Genomic DNA, 17276 nt, shown 5'->3' with positions numbered 1-17276 from the left:
TCTTAAGACGTGGGAGAGTAGGTCATCGCCAAACCTAATAAGTTCCTAGACTACAGTATCTCTCTACGATGATCAGATTAACAAAACCGCCGCAGCTCAATGCTGCGGCGGTTTTGCGTTTGAGGGGGCGCCCCGATCCCGCAGAACATTATGACGCCCGGTTATCCGAGCCTGTGTTGGGCATCCGCTTGACGCTGCCCGAAGCCCTGTCACAGTAGCGGCGACAGTCGACGTTGGGAGGCGGGGCATGGATATTGAGACGCTCTTTGGCTTGGAGGGAAAGACCGCTTTGATCACCGGCGGGGCCACAGGCATCGGGCGGATGGCGGCGGAGGCTTTGGTGCGGGCCGGGGCGCGGGTCCTCTTGGCCAGCCGGAACGGAGAGGTCTGCGCGGCGGTAGCCGATGAGCTGAATGCGCTTGGCGCGCGGGGCAGCGCCGAAGGGTTCGCGGGCGATGTGGGGACTGAGGCTGGTGTGGATGCGCTCGTGGCTGAGGTTCAGGCGCGTAGCGATCGGCTGCATATCTTGATGAACAACGCGGGCGTGACTTGGGGTGCGCCCTTGGGGCAGTTCCCTTACCGGGCTTGGGATAAGGTCATGGGCGTCAACGTCGCCGGGCTTTTCGATCTTACGCAAAAGCTGTTGCCGCTTCTCAGCGCCGGGGCCACGGCGGATGATCCCGCGCGGATCGTCAATGTCGGGTCGGTCATGGGGGAGCGCGAGATGGGCGACGGTGCCTATAGCTATGCCGCGTCCAAGGCTGCGGTCATTCACCTGAGCAAAATCCTTGCCAAGGAGTTGGCCGGGGAAGGGATCACCGTGAACGCACTGGCGCCGGGGCCCTTCGTCTCGCGTATGACGGCATTCGCCACGGGCGATGAGAAGACGCGGGCCGCGGTGGGGCAGGATGTCCCGCTTGGCCGAGTTGGGCGGGATGAAGATATCGCGGGCTGCATGTTGTTTCTTTGTGGACGCGGCAGCGCCTATGTCACCGGGGCCGTGATCCCGGTCAGCGGCGGCATCAATGTGATGTCGGGACCGAATATTTTTGAAAAGGCATTGTGATGCCGAACGATAGACCCCGAACGGAGACCCCATATGCGTGACGACAGCCATCTACCCCAAGCCCTGCGCGGCCTGCGCCTGCCGCTGGTCGCCTCGCCGATGTTCATTCTATCGGGGCCTGAGCTGGTCATCGCGCAGTGCAAGGCGGGGATCGTCGGGTCTTTCCCAGCGCTGAATGCGCGTGAGGCGGAGGGTGAGCCGCCCTTGTTGGATGCTTGGCTGACCCAGATCACCGAAGCCTTGGACAAGCACAATCAAGAAAACCCCGACCGGCCCGCTGCCCCTTTCGCGGTGAACCAGATCGTGCATCGGTCGAACGCGCGTTTGGAGCGTGATCTTGAGATTTGCGTCAAACATAAGGTGCCGATCTGGATCACCTCGCTTGGCGCGCGGGTCGAGGTGAACGAGGCCGCACATTCCTGTGGCGGCGTGACGCTGCATGACGTGATCAACAACCGTTTCGCGCGCAAGGCGATTGAGAAGGGGGCGGATGGGCTGATTGCCGTGGCGGCGGGGGCCGGGGGCCACGCGGGGCCGCAATCGCCCTTCGCGCTGATCCGCGAAATCCGCGAATGGTTCGACGGGCCGCTTTTGCTTTCCGGCGCCTTGGCCACGGGCGAGGGGCTGTTGGCAGCCCGCGCCATGGGGGCCGATCTGGGCTATATGGGCTCGGCCTTCATCGCCACGCGAGAGGCGAACGCCGTGCCGGGGTACAAGGATATGATCGTCTCGGGCGGGGCGGATGACATCGTGACCTCGTCGCTCTTCACCGGGGTGTCGGGCAACTACCTGCGCCCATCGATTGAGGCCGCGGGGCTCGACCCGGACAACCTGCCAACGGCGGATGCTTCTTCGATGAACTTCGGCTCGGGCTCGTCCAAGCCCAAAGCGTGGAAGGAAATCTGGGGCGCGGGGCAGGGGATTGGCGCTGTCAAAGAGATTGGTGGCGCGGCCGACTTGGTGGACCGTATCGAGGAGGAGTATCGCGCCGCTGGCGCAAGGTTGGCAGCGGAGTTCGCACAGTGAGCACGGATACCCAAACCCTAGACGAAGACGCCGTTTGCCGCTGGTTGGAGGCGAACCTGCCGGGCTTTGCCGGGCCGCTGGAGGTCACGAAGTTTCAGGCCGGGCAATCCAACCCGACATTCCTGCTTTCGACCCCGGCGCATGACTATGTGCTGCGCCGCAAACCCCCGGGGGTGCTGTTGAAATCGGCCCATGCGGTGGATCGGGAGTTTCGGGTGCAGAAGGCTTTGGCGGGGAGTCAGGTGCCTGTCGCGCGGATGCATTTGCTTTGCGAAGACGAGAGCGTCATCGGCTCGATGTTCTATGTCATGGACCATGTGCCGGGGCGCAACTTCAACGATCCCACGCTGCCGGAGCTTACCCCGGCAGAGCGCGGCGCGGTCATGGATGAGATGAATGGCGTTTTGGCCGCGCTGCATGAGGTCGATATCGACGCGGCGGGGCTGTCAGACTATGGCCCGCCGGGTAACTATTTCGAGCGGCAGGTGGCGCGCTGGTCGAAACAATACCGCGCGTCGGAGACCGAGCCGCAGCCGGATATGGATAGGCTGATGCAGCGCCTCAGCGCCGAGCAGCCCGAGGGCGACGGGCAGCGCACGTTGGTGCATGGCGATTACCGGATCGACAATATGATCTTCGACACCCATGGCACCGCCTGCCGTGCGGTTTTGGATTGGGAACTGTCGACCATCGGCCATCCCTTTGCCGATCTCGCCGCCGTCATCATGCAATGGCAGATGCCCGTGGGGGCCGAGGGGCGCGGCTTGGCCGGGGTGGACCGCAAGGCGCTTGGCCTGCCCACCGATGCCGAATTTATCGCCGCCTATTGCCGCAGGCGCGGGCTGAAGGGCATCGACAACTTCGGCTATTACCTCGCCTTTTGCTTTTTCCGCATGGCGGCGATCATCCAAGGCGTGTTGAAACGCGCCTTGGAGGGCAATGCCTCAAACCCTGAATACGGGTTGAAATTAGGGCAATACGTCCCGGTTTTTGCGCGCCACGGGCTGGAGGCGCTGGATCGCGACCGCTGAGCGGGCGGCGGGGCGTTTGGCGCTTGAGCTTTGCGGTGAAAACCTGTTGCTAGGGCCGGAACACCCCGGCCCGAAAGGATGACCCATGACCAATGCTGCGTGGCAATTGCTTGATCTGTTGGATATCGAACAGCTTGAGGTCGATCTGTTTCGGGGCACGGGTGCCGGCGGTGAGACCTCGATGCGAATTTTCGGCGGTCATGTCATCGCGCAGGCGCTGATGGCGGCTTACCGGACGGTGCCAGACCGGGCGTGTCATTCGCTTCATGCCTATTTCATCCGGCCCGGCGACCCGAAAATCCCGGTGATCTATCAGGTCGACCGCGCCCGCGATGGAGGCAGTTTCACGACCCGGCGTGTGGTGGCAATCCAGCATGGCAAGCAGATCCTGAACCTCTCTGCCTCGTTTCAGGTCGAAGAGGATGGGTTTGATTGGCAGCATGAGATGCCGCAGGTCTCGGCCCCGGAAAACTGGCCGGACCGGCCCGAACTGCGCGAGGCTTTTGCCGAAAAACTGCCCGAGAAATACCGCGGAGATTTCCTGCGCGAGCGCCCTATCGAGATCCGCGAGGTTGAGCCGCGCGATTTCATGACGCCGGAAAAGGTCAGCGACCGCAACTATCTGTGGTTTCGCATGGGGGCCGCCGAAGGGCAGAACCCGGTGATGCAGCACGCGCTGCTGGCCTATGCCTCGGACATGAACCTGCTCGGCTCCTCCCTGCGGCCTCATGGGCTGACATGGTTTCAGGGCAAGGTAATGACGGCCAGCCTTGATCACGCCATGTGGTTTCACGCGCCGATCCGCTTTGACGAATGGCACCTCTATGCGCTCGACGCGCCGTTCACCGGCGGCGCGCGGGGGTTCAATCGTGGGATGATCTACAATCAAAACGGGCAGTTGGTGGCGAGCGTGGCGCAGGAGGGGCTGCTGCGCCCGATCCGGCCCAAGGGTGAGAGCTAGGGGCCGCTAGCTGTCTTTCGCCGCCCCAAACCGCCGGTTCAGCTTGCGCATTCCGCCGATCCAGCGGTCATAATCCTGCGCCTTGCCTCGCATATAGTCGCGCACCTGCGGATGCGGCAGCACCAGAAAGACCTCATCGCGGATCGCCTGCACGCAGGCTTCGGCCACCGGCTCAGGCTCCAACATGCCGTCAATCGCGGCGACATGGTCCTCCAACCCGCGCATCATCTCAGTCCGGACTGCCTGCGGGCAGAGCACAGAGACCTTGATTCCGTCGTCGCCATAGCTCATCGCCAGCCATTCGGCGAGGCCGACGGCGGCGTGTTTTGTCACCCCATAGGGCGCAGCGCCGACCTGATTGAGCAGCCCCGCCGCTGAGGCGGTTTTGAGCAGATAGCCACCCCCGCGCGCCCGCATCAGCGGCACCAGATGCCGCGCTGCGCGGACATGGCTCATCACGTTGATCTCCCAAATGCGCTGCCAGTCGGCATCCGGCACCTCCACGCCGCCCTCAACCGAGATACCGGCGTTAGAGCAGAAAAGATCAATCGGTCCGATGTCACGCTCGACGGTGGCGATCAGCGCGGCGATCTCCGCCTCCCGCGCGACATCGACGCGGAAGGCCGTGCCGCCGACCTCAGCCGCCGTCGCCTCGGCCCCCGCGCTGTCGATGTCCACGCAGACGATATGCGCAGGCGCTTCCCTAGCAAAGCGCAGCGCCAGTGCCCGTCCGATGCCGCTGGCGGCCCCGGTGATGACGATGACGCGGCCCGCGAGCTCCATATCAGCTGTCGCTGCCAGAGCCGCGCGCGTTCGACGCATGAAAGGCCTTCACCTCGGCCCGGGCGATCACCTGATGGTGCACCTCATCCGGCCCATCGGCAAAGCGCAGCGCGCGCTGCCATGTGTACATGCCCGAGAGCGGGCTCCACTGGCTCATCCCCGTGGCCCCATGCACCTGCATGGAGGCGTCGATGATCTCGCAGGCCTTTTCCGGCACCAGCGCCTTGATCATGCTGACCCAGATGCGCGCCTCTTTATTGCCCAAGACATCCATCGCCTTGGCCGCTTTCAGCACCATCAGGCGCATGGCTTCGATGTCGATCCGCGCGCGGCTGATCGTTTCCAGGTTCTTGCCGAGGTCGATGATCTTCTTGCCAAAAGCCTCGCGCCCCAGCCCGCGTTCGATCATCAGGTCCAGCGCCTTCTCCGCCGCCCCGATCGAGCGCATGCAGTGGTGAATCCGCCCCGGCCCCAAGCGCACCTGACTGATCTCGAACCCGCGCCCTTCGCCCCAAAGCACGTTTTCACGCGGCACCCGCACATCGGTGAAACGGATATGCATATGCCCATGCGGCGCGTCGTCATGGCCGAAGACATGCATCGGCCCGAGGATCTCCACCCCCGGCGTGTCCATGGGCACGAGAATTTGGCTCTGCTGGCGGAAAGTCTCGGCCTCGGGCGAGGTTTTCACCATGACAATCATGATCTTGCAACGCGGATCGCCCGCGCCCGAGATATAGAATTTCTCGCCGTTGATCACCCAATCGTCGCCATCCAGCACCGCGCTCGTCGAGATGTTGCGCGCATCCGAAGAGGCGACATCAGGCTCCGTCATGGCAAAGGCCGAGCGGATTTCACCCGCCAGCAGCGGCTTCAGCCAGCGCTCTTTCTGCTCGGGCGTGCCGACGCGCTCCAACACCTCCATATTGCCAGTATCCGGGGCAGAGCAGTTCAGGCTTTCCGGCGCCAGCGGGCTTTTGCCCAATTCGGCGGCGATATAGGCGTAATCGAGGTTCGCCAGCCCTTCACCGGTTTCGGCATTGGGCAGGAAGAAGTTCCACAATCCCGCCTCCCGCGCTTTTTGCTTGGCCCCGTCGAGCAATTCCAACTGACCGGGCGCATAAGACCAGCGGTCGGCGCGGCCGTCGCCAAGGCGAAAGAACTCCTCAGTGATCGGATCGACATTCTCGCGGATGTGCTTGATGACCGCTGCCAGCAGCGGCTTGGCCTTCTCCGACATTTCGAGATTGTTCATATCCAAGGTCTGATCGATCATCCTATGCTCCCGGTGATGATGGTTCGCGGTGCTGCCCGGTTCCTCCACAGGCGGCCCTTTGGGGCGAGCCTATGCAATCGCCGCGGCCTTGCCAATCGCGGGCAGGGGGCGGCAGGCTTTACGCCGCGTCATTAAGCCGTTGAAACCCGCGCGCAGGCGCTTAAGTTCAGCCTATGACAGATGCATTGATCAAAGACGTACTCACCCGCACCCGCCGCATCGCGGTGGTCGGTGTTTCCCCCAACCCTGCGCGGCCCAGCCACTATGTGGCTGAATACCTTGCGCAAAAAGGGTATGACGTGGTGCCGGTAAACCCGATGCACGCGGGCAAGGAGGTCTTTGGCAAGACTATTGTCGCCACTCTGGCCGAAATCGACCCGCCGGTGCAAATGGTCGATATTTTCCGCCGGTCCGAGGATGTGCCCCCCGTCGTGGACGAAGCGCTGGAGGCTTTCCCCGAGCTTGAGACCATCTGGATGCAAATGGGCATCACCAATGCTGAAGCGGCGGCCAAGGCCGAAGCACGCGGCGTGGATGTGATCCAAGACCGCTGCCCCAAGGTGGAAATCCCGCGCCTTATGGGCTGATTATTTCCGCGCGGCCTTTTCGGCAATGCCGGAGGTCGATTGCCGCCGGGCCAACTCATCCAGCACATTGCTCAGCGGCACATCCCGCGCCGCCAGCATAACGAGCAGGTGGTAGAGCACATCCGCAGCTTCCGAGGTCAGTGCTTTGCGGTCATCCTTCACCGCCTCGATAATCGCCTCGATGGCCTCTTCGCCAAATTTCTCGGCGCATTTCTCTGGCCCCTTGGCCAGCAGTTGCGCGGTCCAACTGCTTGACGGATCAGCGCTTTTGCGGCTCAGGATGGTGGCGTATAGGTCATCAAGCGTCATGAAAGCCTCATTGGAATGCCAGCGGAGGCCATATGCTGTTTGGCCTCCTGCACGGTATATTCGCCAAAGTGAAAGATCGAGGCTGCCAGCACCGCCGAGGCACCCCCTTCGATCACCCCGTCCACGAGATGATCCAAATTACCGACCCCACCGGAGGCGATCACCGGCACCGATACGGCATCGGAAATGGCGCGGGTCAGGGGCAGGTTGAACCCCTGTTTGGTGCCATCGCGGTCCATCGAGGTCAGCAGGATTTCCCCGGCGCCCTTGGCGGCCACGGTACGGGCAAATTCCACGGCATCGATGCCCGTGGGCTTGCGCCCGCCATGGGTGAAAATCTCCCATTTGCCGGGGCTTACGGTCTTGGCGTCAATCGCGCAGACGATGCACTGGCTACCAAAGTGATCCGCCGCTTCGGCGATCACATCCGGGTTCGCCACAGCGGCGGAGTTAAAGCTGACCTTGTCAGCGCCCGCCAACAGCAAGGCCCGCACGTCCGCCACGGTCCGCACGCCGCCGCCCACGGTCAACGGGATATAGCAATGCTCGGCGGTGCGGGTGACCAGATCGAACATCGTGCCACGGTTTTCATGGGTGGCGTGGATGTCGAGAAAGCAAAGCTCGTCTGCCCCCGCCGCATCATAGGCAATCGCGGCATCCACCGGGTCGCCCGCATCACGCAGGCCGACGAAGTTCACACCCTTCACCACGCGGCCATCGGCCACGTCGAGACAGGGGATGATGCGGGTCTTTAGCATGGCTCAGCCCTTCAACATCTTCATGGCTTCGGTCAGATTAATCGCGCCATCATAAAGCGCGCGCCCCGAGATCGCGCCCTCGATGACCCCGGTGTCCCGCAACGCGCCCAAGTCTTCGAGCGATGACACCCCGCCCGAGGCAATCACCGGGATCGAAACGGCCCGCGCCAGATCGGCTGTCGCTTCCACATTCGGCCCGCCCATCGCGCCATCGCGCATGATGTCAGTGTAGATGATCGCGGCCACACCTGCGTCCTCAAAGGATTTCGCGAGGTCGGTGGCCATGACATCGGTCTCCGTCGCCCAACCTTTGGTCGCGACCTTTCCATTCCGTGCGTCGATCCCCACAGCAACTTGCCCGGGAAAGGCGCGCGCCGCCTCGCGGACCAGTTCGGGGTTCTCAACCGCCACGGTGCCCAGAATGACCCGCGCGAGGCCCTTATCCAACCAGCCCTCGATCGTCGCCATATCGCGAATGCCACCGCCCAATTGCGCAGGCACCTTGCAGGCTTTCAAAATCGCCTCGACCGGTGCGGCGTTCACCGGTGATCCGGCAAAGGCGCCATTGAGATCAACGAGATGCAGCCAGTCGCAGCCCGCCTCGACGAAACTCAACGCCTGCGCGGCGGGGTCGTCGTTGAAAACGGTGGCGCGGTCCATGTCGCCATGCACAAGGCGCACGGCCTGACCGTCTTTGAGATCGATAGCGGGGTAAAGGATCATGGCCGGGCCCTTTTTTGAGAAGTCGCTTTCCTTTTGCACGTCGCCAGGGATTTTGCAACGCGACCCGAGGTCAGTCTTGCCCGATTGAAAGTTGTGGCTAACACTAAAGCCAGATCGGGAGGAGAGATCATGAAACAGCTTTTTGCAGCGGCCCTTCTGGGCCTTGGCCTGACCGGCGCCGCCCATGCCGCGGATCCGGCAGTCGGTACGTGGAAAACCCAAGTCGATGACGGCGCCTATGCCCATGTCAAAATGGCCCCCTGCGGCGGGGCAATCTGCGGCACCATCGCGCGCACCTTCAACGGCAGCGGCGAATATAAATCTTCCAATATCGGCAAAACTCTCGTCATCGACATGAAGCCTCAGGGCGGCGGCAAATACGCCGGTAAGGTTTGGCGCCCGTCAAACGGCAAAATCTACATTGGGAAGATGGACGTCTCAGGCAACTCGCTGAAACTCTCGGGCTGCGTCGCGGGTGGGCTGATCTGCTCGAAACAGACCTGGGCGCGCATCAAGTAAGGGCCGTGCATCTCTGCGAAGCTTTGACGGCGCGGGGCTAGTCCTTCGCGCCTTCATTGCGTTTTGCGTGAGGAAAGCGCAGCGCAGAGGTATTTGTAAAAGGATGAAGTTGAAGAGGAACTTTCTTCATCTTCATCCTTTCTTAAATACCTTCCGACGTTTCAACAGGCGCGGCGCGGGTTATGGCGCCCAAGTCAGGAAGTTCGAGATCAGCCGCAGGCCGGTGGTTTGGCTTTTCTCCGGGTGAAACTGCATGCCCAGCATCGTGTCGCGGCCGATGATCGCCGTGACTTCGCCGCCGTAGTCGACATGGGCCAGACGTTCGGCGGGGTCGGCGACGGCCATGTGATAGCTGTGCACGAAATAGGTGTGATCGCCGGTTTGCAGCCCGTCGAAGACCGCGTGGTCGTGATCGATCACCAAGTCGTTCCAGCCCATATGGGGGACTTTGAGCTTCGGGTCTTTCGGGGTGATCTGGGTCACCTCGCCACCGATCCAGCCCAGCCCGGGGGTGTTTTCATATTCGCGGCCCATGCTGGCCATCAGCTGCATGCCGACGCAGATGCCGAGGAAGGGGCGGCCTTTCTCCTCGACCGCCTTGACCATCGCGTCATAGAGGCCGCCGGCCCCTTTCAGTGCGGCCATACAGGCCGGGAAAGCGCCATCGCCGGGCAGGACCAGACGGTCGGCGCGGGCCACGACCTCGGCATCCGAGGTCACGATGACTTCGCCTGCGTCATGCTCGCGGGCCATACGCTCGAAGGCTTTATGCGCGGAGTGCAGGTTGCCGGATTCGTAGTCGATGATTGCTGTGAGCATTGGTTTACAAGGCACCCTTGGTCGAGGGGATGGCGTCCGCTTTGCGCGGGTCGGTTTCGACCGCTTCGCGCAGGGCACGAGCGACGGATTTGAAAGCGGCTTCGGCGATGTGGTGGCTGTTGAACCCGTGGAGCGCGTCGACATGTAGGGTGATGCCGCCGTGGGTGCTCAGCGCCTGGAAGAACTCACGGACCAGTTCAGTGTCGAACTTGCCGATGCTGCTGGTGGGGAAATCCACGTTCCAGATCAGAAAGGGCCGCGCAGAGAGGTCGAGCGCGCAGCGGATCTGCGCGTCGTCCATCGCCAGCAGGCAAGATCCGTAGCGGCGGATGCCGCGTTTGTCGCCGAGCGCTTGGGACAGTGCTTGGCCCAGCGTGATGCCCACATCTTCGACGGTGTGATGGTCGTCGATGTGCAGATCGCCCTTGGCACGCACTTTGATGTCGATCAGCGAGTGGCGCGACAGCTGGTCGAGCATATGATCAAAAAAGCCGACGCCGGTTTCATTGTCATAGCTGCCGGTGCCGTCGAGGTTGATCTCGACCGTGATGTCGGTTTCGGCAGTGGTGCGGGTCAGGGTGCTGCGACGCATGGGGCATCTCCGAAGGCAATTGCTGCGCCCTTATAACAGGGCCTGCCGCCGCGCCAAGCCCAAGCGGTGAAACGCCGTTAGGCACGGGCAGCGCGATCGGGGATTGCGGGGGCAGGGCCCATATGTCAGCTTGAACCAAATCCCAGAAAGAGGCGCGACATGACCACCTGCGTATTCATCCAGATCCGCTGCCGACCGGGCACGACCTATCGTGTGGCCGAAGAGATCGCCCTGCGCGAAATCCATTCCGAACTTTATTCCACCTCAGGCGAATATGATCTTTTGATGAAGCTTTATATTCCGAAGGGCGAAGATGTGGGCGTCTACATCAATGACAATCTGTTGGACATCGAAGGCATCGAGCGGTCTTTGACCACGATGACCTTCAAGGTCTTTTGAGGTGGCGCGCCAGCTCATCCTGACAGCAGCCGTCTGTTCTGCTTTGTCGATCGCCGCGCTCGTGGCCTCTTCTGGTGCAGCCTCGGCGGGTACGCGGGTCTATGAGGGGCGCGAAGCCGCGGCCCTGCGCTGTGCCAATACGCTGGCGCTGACGGCGGTGGCACTTTCCGCGGCGGAGTTGATTGGCGAGGGGGAGAAGAATGTGATGCTAGGCGTGACCGTGCGCATTCTCGACCGCCATGTTGAGGGGACCTGGGCGCAGAAACGCGGCGCGATGGAGGTGATGCGCGACCGGCGCAGCGTGCCTGACACGCTTGAGGATTACCGCCGCATCGCCGAACGCTGTTTGGTGCAATTCCCCATCAACTGAATGCGAAAACCCGCCCATGAGGCGGGTTTTTCTTGAGGCGATTGCCTTGTCGTCAATGGGCGGCGGAGACCGAGGGTTTCTCGGTCGGTGGGGTGTCGAGCTTGACCTTCTGCCGCATCGCCACGCGGCGAATGGCGCGGTCGAATGTCTTTCTGACCCGCTGAGTGCGGCTGGCATTGGGCTGGATCGGGCCACCGACAGAAAGCATCACCGTCATCGGGCTGTTGTCGTCATGGCGCAGGTCCATGCCGTCCAGCTCCCCTTGGATGAGCACCTCGATCTCGGGCCAAGCGGGCAGGCTGTCACCTGTCACGATGCACAGCAGCGTGCCGGATCCGTTATGGGTCATCAGCAGTTGGGGGCAATCGACTACGCGCGAAATGGCCTCGGCCGCAGCGGCGATGGCGCGGGCGAATTCGGCGGTGTTGCAGGTCGCGTAAAGCTCATCGATATGTTCGATCTTGGCCGCGAAGACTTGACAGATATCAAGGTGTTGGCGTGAAAGCTGCGACAGGTAATTGCCCAAGGAGAAGGGCAGCACCAATTGATCGACCCCATTGATATGCACAGGATCGGCCAGCGCAAAATCGTGGACACCGGGCTCGCCCGCGTCTTTCAAATGCTGCGGATCAAGGCGCGGGGCGCGCTGGGTGTTCTCCAACATCCGCTCGGCGATATGCACGCGGGTTGCAATGTCCTTCACGTCAAAAGGTTTGGTCACATAGTCGTTGGCCCCGGCGGCAAAGGCGCTTTCGATCGCAGTCGCGTCGGCGCGCGAGGTCACCATTAGGATTGGCGTGTCTTGATAGGCTTCCAGCGTGCGAATGCGGCGGCATAGGGTGATGCCGTCCATCTCGGGCATCTCGATGTCCAAGAGCAGGCAGTCGAAGTGTTCTGTGGTGGTTTCGAGCAGTTCCAGAGCGGCAGCGCCGGAGGCGGCCAATGTCAAATGGGGGTACTCGGCTTCGCGGAAAACAACGGGCAGCAATTCGCGGATAAATGGGTCATCGTCGACAGCAAGAATTTTCATTTTTGGCACCTCTTTCGTGGGGCAGACGGGCAGTCCGGGTGTCTTTATAATCTGTTCATATCTAGTCGTATAAACCCGGCGAAATTGTGACGCTTCTGCACCAATACCTTGTGCCGTTGCATAAATTATTAACCATATTTTGAAGCCTCGCGAAACCATTGAATTGGCGAAGAGAGATGGCCGTGGCCCCTTGCTTTCCCGCATTGCGGGAGGTGATTGCGTGGAAATTGTGCAGGCTTTCAGGCGCCATCGGGCGCATCCCGGTGCGAAATCGGGGCGAGAATTTGCGGTTCTTGTGATCGCGCGGATTTCGCGCTGCGACTCGCTGGTCGAAAATGAGCGGTCGGGGGAACTTTATCGGCTGTGGTGCGTAACGCCCAGTTGACGCTTTGCCTGTCGCGCGCTCAACTGCGGCGCGATACGTGAAGAGGATCAGTTAAATGCGTTTGCCCGATGATGTTTTGGCGGAATTCTTGTTGCCCACGCGGGAGCTTAGGGAGGATCTGCCTTTCTTCACCAAAGTGCTGGGCATGCGGCTTGAGACGATCTTTCCCGCGGATGATCCTTCGGTGGCCAGTTTTTCGGGCCATGGGGTGCGCGTGAGGCTTGAGCGGGGGGCGGATGTGCCGCCGGGGCATCTGCGCCTGCTAACCGATGCGCCCGACAGGATCGCAGAGGGCCAGCGAGAACTTACGGCGCCAAACGGCACCAAGATCGAGATCCTGCCGCGCAGCCCCCGCGTGGACCAGCCCGAGACACAGCATGAGTTTGCCGTGCGGCGGCTGGCGGACGAGGCCCCTTGGGTGATCGGCCGCGCGGGGATGCATTACCGCGATCTGATCCCGTCGCGCCTCGGCGGCTCGATCATCGCCAGCCACATCCGCATCCCCGACGGCGGCCCGGTGCCGGACATGGTGCATTACCATACCGTCGGCTTCCAGCTGATCTATTGCTACCGCGGCTGGGTCGATGTGCTTTACGAGGATCAGGGCGATGTGATCCGGCTCCATGCCGGGGATTGCGTGACCCAGCCACCCGGCATCCGTCATCGCGTGATTGAGGCCTCGCCCTCGATCGAGGTGATCGAGATCGGCGTGCCTGCGGAACATGTCACCACCATCGACCACGAGATGACCCTGCCCAACGGCAAAGGCGACCCTGCCCGCGAATGGGACGGCCAGACTTTCGTGCATCACGTGAAGGAGGGGGCCGAGTGGCAGCCCTTCCGTATTCCGGGCTTCGTCGCGCGCGACACCGGAATCACCAAGGGCACCAAGGGCGTGGCCGGCATTCAGGTGGCGCGTTTCGACGGCGGCACGCCGCCGCCTGCGAAGCACGACGCCGACATTCATTTCAGCTTCGTCATGGAAGGCAGCATGACCCTGAACGCCGAAGGGCAGGAGCCACGCCAATTGGAGGCAGGCGATGCCTTCGTCATCCCGCCGGGCATGGTGGCGCAATATAGCGATTGCTCGCCCGACCTCGAATTGCTTGAAGCCGGGCTGCGCGGTGATTTCTCGACGACGCTCTTAGCCTAGGCGCGCGGCCACTTCGGCCTGCACCTTCTCGGCTGCGGCCTCTTTCACGGGGCCGTAGCCGCGGATTTCCATCGGTGCGGAAAGCACCGCCAGCGCCGCATCATGGGGCAGGGCGGGGGCCTTTGCCATGACCTCCTCGTACCAGCCGATCAGGGCGACCTCGAGCTTGCGGTCGGTACCGTAGCTGAACGGGTCGGCCCATGTGCCGCGCAGCGGTTTCATCGCCGCCAGAAGGTCGAAGGCGCGGCCCATCCACGGGCCGAACTTGCGCTTGTGGGGGCGTCCGCGGCCATCCGTGCCAGTGGGCCAAGCGGGCGGGGCGAGGTGGTAATGCACCTTGTAGTCGCCCTCGAACGTATCCGCGATGCGCTCCTCGAAACCGCTCTGACGGTGCAGGCGCGCGACCTCGTATTCGTCCTTGTAGGCCATCAGCTTGAAGAGCGATTTCGCCGCCGCGCGCATCAGGTCGTCGGCGCCTTCGGGCAGCTTGCCCGCCAACGCATCGAGCTTGGCCTTGTAGCGCTGGGCATAGGCGGCGTTCTGGTAGCCGGTGAGGAACTCCATCCGCCGCGCGATCAGGCTCTCGACACTGTCGTCGGGCGCGGGCGCGGGGGCGAAATGCGCCTCGATCGCCTGCGGGTTGCCCGCCATGACCCGGCCAAAGCCGAAGGCTGCGCGGTTCTTGTCTGGCACGACGCCGTTGAGTTCAATCGCCTGTTCAAGTGCTGTGAGCGAGACCGGCACGAGACCTTTCTGCCAAGCGAAACCGAGCATCATCACATTGGCAAAGACCGCGTCGCCCATCAGCTTCTCGGCCATGGCGTTAGCGTCGAAGGCGGCAAGGTTCTCGGCCCCCACGGCCTGCGCGATCACCGCCTCGCGGTCGTCGATGCGCAACTCGGCGTCGCGGTTCAGCACCAGATCGCCGGTGGGCATCTCGGCGCGGTTCAGCACGATCTGCGTCCCGCGCCGGTAGTGGGCCGAGGCTTTTGGCGCAGAACTAACAACCATGTCGCAGCCGATCACCGCGTCGGCGCCGCCCTGGTCGATGCGCACCTGATGCACCTCCTCGGGGCGTTTCGCCAGACGGACATAGCCCAGCACCGTGCCGAACTTCTGCGCGAAACCGGTGAAGTCGAGCACGCTAGAGCCCAGCCCCTCGAGATGCGCCGCCATGGTGATGAGGGCGCCCACGGTCACCACGCCGGTGCCGCCGACGCCGGTCACCAGCAGGTTGAAGGGCCGGTCGAGCTTGGGCAACTCCGGCATCGGCAACTGCGCCGAGAGCCCCGCCACGTCCAGCCCCGCGCCGGAGCGTTTGCGGCGGCTGCCGCCCTCGACCGTGACGAATGACGGGCAGAAACCGTTGAGGCAGGAGTAATCCTTGTTGCAGGTGGACTGGTTGATCTGCCGCTTGGTGCCGAACTCGGTCTTCTTCGGCTCGACGCTGAGACAGTTCGACTCGAGGCTGCAATCGCCGCAGCCCTCGCAGACGAGATCGTTGATCATCACGAATTTCTTCGGGTCGTCCATCAGCCCGCGCTTGCGCATGCGGCGTTTCTCGGTGGCGCAGGTCTGCTCGTAGATCAGCACGGTGACGCCGGGGATCTCGCGCAGCTCGCGCTGCACGCGGTCCAGATCGCCGCGATGGTCGAAGGTGGTGCCCTCTGGGAAGTCGCCCTTTGGCAGCAGCTCGGGCCGGTCGGAGACCAGCGCGATGCGTTCCACACCCTCGGCACGGCAGGCCTGCGCGATGGCGGCGACGGAGACGGGGCCGTCCACCGGCTGGCCGCCGGTCATCGCGACCGCGTCGTTGTAGAGGATCTTGTAGGTGATGTTGGTCTTCGCCGCGACCGCCTGCCGGATCGCCAGCGAGCCGGAGTGATACCACGTGCCCTCGCCGAGGTTCTGGAAGACGTGTTTGCCGCCGTTGAACAGCGAGGTGGCGATCCACGGCACGCCTTCGCCGCCCATCTGGGCAAAACCGGCGGTCTCGCGGTCCATCCAGGAGGCCATGACATGGCAGCCGATGCCGGAGTTCGCCTTAGACCCCTCTGGCAGCTTGGTGGAGGAGTTATGCGGGCAGCCGGAGCAGAAATAAGGGGTGCGGGTGGCGCCCGGGACGTTCAGCAGCACGGGCGGCTGGTCGGTCAAGGCGCGGGCTTTTTCGAGCAGCTTCTCTTCAGGGAAAAAGGCATCGAGACGTGCAGCGATGATCGGCACCAGCTTCAGCGGCGACAGCTCACCGGTCCAAGGCACCAGTTCTTCGAGGTTCTCGTCATGTTTGCCGACCATCCGCGCCGGTTTCGAGCCGGGCCAGTCGTAGAAAGCTTCCTTGAACTGGCTCTCGATGATGCCGCGTTTCTCTTCGATCACAAGCACTTCGCGCTTGCCCTTCACGAAGTCGAGCGCGTCGTCCAGTGCCAGCGGCCAGACCATGCCGATCTTGTAGATGTCGATGCCCAGACGGCGGCAGGCGGCCTCATCAAGGCCCAGAAGCCGGAGTGCCTCCATCGTGTCGAGATGGCCCTTGCCGGTGGTGACGATGCCGAAGGAGGCGTCCTGCGTCTTGTAGATATGCCGGTCGATCGGGTTGGCGCGCATGAAGGCCTGAACCGCGTCGAGCTTGTGGTGCAGTCGCGTCTCGATCTCGGGGGAGGGGAGATCGCCCAAGCGCACGTGCAGCCCGCCCGGGGGGGCGGTGTAGTCAGGTTGCTTGAACACGCGGTCGGGGGTCAGCTCGACCGAGGCGCCGCTCTCCACGGTTTCCGAGATCGCCTTGAAGCCGACCCATGTGCCCGAGAAACGCGACAGCGCGATGCCGTATTCGCCGAAGGCTTGGTATTCGGCAACGGAAGCCGGGTTCAGCGTCGGCATGAACCACGACATGAAGCCCACGTCGGACTGGTGCGGCATCGACGACGACACGCAGCCATGGTCGTCGCCCGCCACAACCAGCACACCGCCCTTGGGCGCGGAGCCATAGGCGTTGCCGTGTTTCAGCGCGTCGCCCGAGCGGTCCACCCCCGGGCCCTTGCCGTACCACATGGAGAAGACGCCCTCGACCTCCGCCTGCGGGTCGAGATGGGCCTGCTGCGCGCCCAAGACCGCGGTGGCGCCGAGGTCTTCGTTCACCGCCGGAAGGAACTTCACGCCCGCTTCGGCCACGCGGTCCTTGATGCGCCAGTATTCCAGATCGAGCCCGCCCAGAGGCGAGCCACGGTAGCCTGAGACGAAACCGGCGGTATTCAGCCCCGCTGCGCGATCACGCCGGGCCTGATCCAGCATGATGCGCACCAGCGCCTGTGTCCCGGTCAGAAAGACGCGGCCTTCGGTCTGATCATAGCGGTCATCAAGTTTATAAGTGGTAAATTCGCGCGGTTGTTCTGTCATGGGGGTCTCCTCACTGAGAAGTGTACCGCAGGATGTGCGAATTTTTGCACCGGTTTTGCTGGCTTTGTCCCGGATGCGCGGATAAATTATCCGGAA

The 17276-nt window shown here is 62.8% G+C and carries 18 protein-coding genes; 9 read left to right on the top strand and 9 right to left on the bottom strand.

The window, feature by feature from the left end; translation table 11 throughout:
* Nucleotides 1-247: 247 nt before the first annotated feature.
* The 4 genes from ACGYK9_RS16175 (at nucleotide 248) to ACGYK9_RS16160 (ending at nucleotide 4084) form a co-directional block, all read left to right on the top strand.
* Nucleotides 248-1066: an SDR family oxidoreductase gene (locus ACGYK9_RS16175; RefSeq protein ID WP_394413062.1), complete on the top strand. Its 819-nt coding sequence runs from the start codon at nucleotides 248-250 to the stop codon at nucleotides 1064-1066.
* A 33-nt stretch (nucleotides 1067-1099) separates the two neighbouring features.
* Nucleotides 1100-2092 (top strand): NAD(P)H-dependent flavin oxidoreductase, encoded by a 993-nt coding sequence (locus ACGYK9_RS16170; protein ID WP_394413060.1) that lies wholly within the window; start codon nucleotides 1100-1102, stop codon nucleotides 2090-2092.
* Nucleotides 2089-3123, top strand: coding sequence for a phosphotransferase family protein (locus ACGYK9_RS16165; RefSeq protein ID WP_394413058.1), 1035 nt, complete (start codon nucleotides 2089-2091; stop codon nucleotides 3121-3123). The genes ACGYK9_RS16170 and ACGYK9_RS16165 overlap by 4 nt, the downstream gene beginning before the upstream one ends.
* An 85-nt stretch (nucleotides 3124-3208) precedes the next feature.
* Nucleotides 3209-4084 (top strand): acyl-CoA thioesterase, encoded by an 876-nt coding sequence (locus tag ACGYK9_RS16160; protein WP_394413055.1) that lies wholly within the window; start codon nucleotides 3209-3211, stop codon nucleotides 4082-4084.
* A gap of 6 nt (nucleotides 4085-4090) precedes the next feature.
* On the opposite strand, the gene ACGYK9_RS16155 is transcribed toward ACGYK9_RS16160, so the two are convergent.
* On the bottom strand, nucleotides 4091-4867 hold the full coding sequence (locus tag ACGYK9_RS16155) for an SDR family oxidoreductase (RefSeq protein ID WP_394413078.1): 777 nt from the start codon (nucleotides 4865-4867) through the stop codon (nucleotides 4091-4093).
* A 1-nt stretch (nucleotide 4868) separates the two neighbouring features.
* A complete protein-coding gene (locus ACGYK9_RS16150; protein ID WP_394413052.1) occupies nucleotides 4869-6143 on the bottom strand; it encodes an acyl-CoA dehydrogenase family protein in 1275 nt (424 codons plus the stop codon).
* 173 nt (nucleotides 6144-6316) lie between these two features.
* Here ACGYK9_RS16150 and ACGYK9_RS16145 point away from each other — a divergent pair, with 173 nt between their 5' ends.
* Complete coding sequence (locus tag ACGYK9_RS16145) at nucleotides 6317-6730, top strand: CoA-binding protein (protein WP_394413049.1); 414 nt, start codon at nucleotides 6317-6319, stop codon at nucleotides 6728-6730.
* Here the strand turns inward: ACGYK9_RS16145 and ACGYK9_RS16140 are convergent, their stop codons facing one another.
* Genes ACGYK9_RS16140 through hisA form a run of 3 tightly spaced genes read right to left on the bottom strand, consistent with a single transcriptional unit; the run spans nucleotide 6731 to nucleotide 8520 of the window.
* On the bottom strand, nucleotides 6731-7039 hold the full coding sequence (locus tag ACGYK9_RS16140; protein ID WP_394413046.1) for a phosphoribosyl-ATP diphosphatase: 309 nt from the start codon (nucleotides 7037-7039) through the stop codon (nucleotides 6731-6733). It lies immediately after the preceding gene.
* On the bottom strand, nucleotides 7036-7797 hold the full coding sequence (gene hisF, locus ACGYK9_RS16135) for an imidazole glycerol phosphate synthase subunit HisF (protein WP_394413043.1): 762 nt from the start codon (nucleotides 7795-7797) through the stop codon (nucleotides 7036-7038). Before hisF ends, ACGYK9_RS16140 begins: the two co-directional genes overlap by 4 nt.
* A gap of 3 nt (nucleotides 7798-7800) precedes the next feature.
* Nucleotides 7801-8520, bottom strand: a complete 720-nt coding sequence (gene hisA, locus ACGYK9_RS16130; RefSeq protein WP_394413040.1) for a 1-(5-phosphoribosyl)-5-[(5-phosphoribosylamino)methylideneamino]imidazole-4-carboxamide isomerase — start codon at nucleotides 8518-8520, stop codon at nucleotides 7801-7803.
* A 129-nt stretch (nucleotides 8521-8649) separates the two neighbouring features.
* Here hisA and ACGYK9_RS16125 point away from each other — a divergent pair, with 129 nt between their 5' ends.
* Nucleotides 8650-9039 carry a DUF2147 domain-containing protein gene (locus ACGYK9_RS16125; protein WP_394413038.1) on the top strand — a complete coding sequence of 130 codons (390 nt, stop codon included), beginning with the start codon at nucleotides 8650-8652 and terminating at the stop codon, nucleotides 9037-9039.
* 180 nt (nucleotides 9040-9219) lie between these two features.
* Here the strand turns inward: ACGYK9_RS16125 and hisH are convergent, their stop codons facing one another.
* Nucleotides 9220-9858 (bottom strand): imidazole glycerol phosphate synthase subunit HisH, encoded by a 639-nt coding sequence (gene hisH, locus ACGYK9_RS16120; RefSeq protein WP_394413035.1) that lies wholly within the window; start codon nucleotides 9856-9858, stop codon nucleotides 9220-9222.
* A gap of 4 nt (nucleotides 9859-9862) precedes the next feature.
* Nucleotides 9863-10450 (bottom strand): imidazoleglycerol-phosphate dehydratase HisB, encoded by a 588-nt coding sequence (hisB, locus tag ACGYK9_RS16115; RefSeq protein WP_394413032.1) that lies wholly within the window; start codon nucleotides 10448-10450, stop codon nucleotides 9863-9865.
* A 159-nt stretch (nucleotides 10451-10609) separates the two neighbouring features.
* Here hisB and ACGYK9_RS16110 point away from each other — a divergent pair, with 159 nt between their 5' ends.
* Entirely contained in the window at nucleotides 10610-10849 is a 240-nt protein-coding gene (locus ACGYK9_RS16110; RefSeq protein WP_007120503.1) for an Lrp/AsnC family transcriptional regulator, read from the top strand.
* A gap of 1 nt (nucleotide 10850) precedes the next feature.
* Entirely contained in the window at nucleotides 10851-11219 is a 369-nt protein-coding gene (locus tag ACGYK9_RS16105) for a hypothetical protein (RefSeq protein ID WP_394413029.1), read from the top strand.
* Nucleotides 11220-11271: 52 nt separating this feature from the next.
* Here the strand turns inward: ACGYK9_RS16105 and ACGYK9_RS16100 are convergent, their stop codons facing one another.
* Nucleotides 11272-12249 carry a PleD family two-component system response regulator gene (locus tag ACGYK9_RS16100; RefSeq protein WP_394413026.1) on the bottom strand — a complete coding sequence of 326 codons (978 nt, stop codon included), beginning with the start codon at nucleotides 12247-12249 and terminating at the stop codon, nucleotides 11272-11274.
* Nucleotides 12250-12689: 440 nt separating this feature from the next.
* Between ACGYK9_RS16100 and ACGYK9_RS16095 the strand changes: the two genes are divergently transcribed.
* Entirely contained in the window at nucleotides 12690-13787 is a 1098-nt protein-coding gene (locus ACGYK9_RS16095; protein WP_394413023.1) for a cupin domain-containing protein, read from the top strand.
* Here the strand turns inward: ACGYK9_RS16095 and ACGYK9_RS16090 are convergent.
* Nucleotides 13779-17180 carry an indolepyruvate ferredoxin oxidoreductase family protein gene (locus tag ACGYK9_RS16090; protein ID WP_394413021.1) on the bottom strand — a complete coding sequence of 1134 codons (3402 nt, stop codon included), beginning with the start codon at nucleotides 17178-17180 and terminating at the stop codon, nucleotides 13779-13781. The two genes, ACGYK9_RS16095 and ACGYK9_RS16090, sit on opposite strands and share 9 nt — an antisense overlap.
* Nucleotides 17181-17276 lie beyond the last annotated feature (96 nt).

The organism is Sulfitobacter sp. 1A15258 (genome assembly GCF_043557045.1).
Taxonomy (GTDB): domain Bacteria; phylum Pseudomonadota; class Alphaproteobacteria; order Rhodobacterales; family Rhodobacteraceae; genus Sulfitobacter; species Sulfitobacter faviae.
Note: the sequence above shows the minus strand (reverse complement) of the source record. Positions and strands in the feature narration are given on the sequence as shown.

What these genes read in the sequence shown, in the direction of transcription:
- ACGYK9_RS16155 (WP_394413078.1), bottom strand. Translation starts at nt 4,867, where the DNA reads ATGGAGCTCGCGGGCCGCGTCATCGTCATCACCGGGGCCGCCAGCGGC.
- ACGYK9_RS16125 (WP_394413038.1), top strand. Translation starts at nt 8,650, where the DNA reads ATGAAACAGCTTTTTGCAGCGGCCCTTCTGGGCCTTGGCCTGACCGGC.
- ACGYK9_RS16140 (WP_394413046.1), bottom strand. Translation starts at nt 7,039, where the DNA reads ATGACGCTTGATGACCTATACGCCACCATCCTGAGCCGCAAAAGCGCT.
- ACGYK9_RS16110 (WP_007120503.1), top strand. Translation starts at nt 10,610, where the DNA reads ATGACCACCTGCGTATTCATCCAGATCCGCTGCCGACCGGGCACGACC.
- hisB (WP_394413032.1), bottom strand. Translation starts at nt 10,450, where the DNA reads ATGCGTCGCAGCACCCTGACCCGCACCACTGCCGAAACCGACATCACG.
- ACGYK9_RS16175 (WP_394413062.1), top strand. Translation starts at nt 248, where the DNA reads ATGGATATTGAGACGCTCTTTGGCTTGGAGGGAAAGACCGCTTTGATC.
- hisF (WP_394413043.1), bottom strand. Translation starts at nt 7,797, where the DNA reads ATGCTAAAGACCCGCATCATCCCCTGTCTCGACGTGGCCGATGGCCGC.
- ACGYK9_RS16090 (WP_394413021.1), bottom strand. Translation starts at nt 17,180, where the DNA reads ATGACAGAACAACCGCGCGAATTTACCACTTATAAACTTGATGACCGC.
- ACGYK9_RS16160 (WP_394413055.1), top strand. Translation starts at nt 3,209, where the DNA reads ATGACCAATGCTGCGTGGCAATTGCTTGATCTGTTGGATATCGAACAG.
- ACGYK9_RS16100 (WP_394413026.1), bottom strand. Translation starts at nt 12,249, where the DNA reads ATGAAAATTCTTGCTGTCGACGATGACCCATTTATCCGCGAATTGCTG.
- hisA (WP_394413040.1), bottom strand. Translation starts at nt 8,520, where the DNA reads ATGATCCTTTACCCCGCTATCGATCTCAAAGACGGTCAGGCCGTGCGC.
- hisH (WP_394413035.1), bottom strand. Translation starts at nt 9,858, where the DNA reads ATGCTCACAGCAATCATCGACTACGAATCCGGCAACCTGCACTCCGCG.
- ACGYK9_RS16095 (WP_394413023.1), top strand. Translation starts at nt 12,690, where the DNA reads ATGCGTTTGCCCGATGATGTTTTGGCGGAATTCTTGTTGCCCACGCGG.
- ACGYK9_RS16145 (WP_394413049.1), top strand. Translation starts at nt 6,317, where the DNA reads ATGACAGATGCATTGATCAAAGACGTACTCACCCGCACCCGCCGCATC.
- ACGYK9_RS16150 (WP_394413052.1), bottom strand. Translation starts at nt 6,143, where the DNA reads ATGATCGATCAGACCTTGGATATGAACAATCTCGAAATGTCGGAGAAG.
- ACGYK9_RS16170 (WP_394413060.1), top strand. Translation starts at nt 1,100, where the DNA reads ATGCGTGACGACAGCCATCTACCCCAAGCCCTGCGCGGCCTGCGCCTG.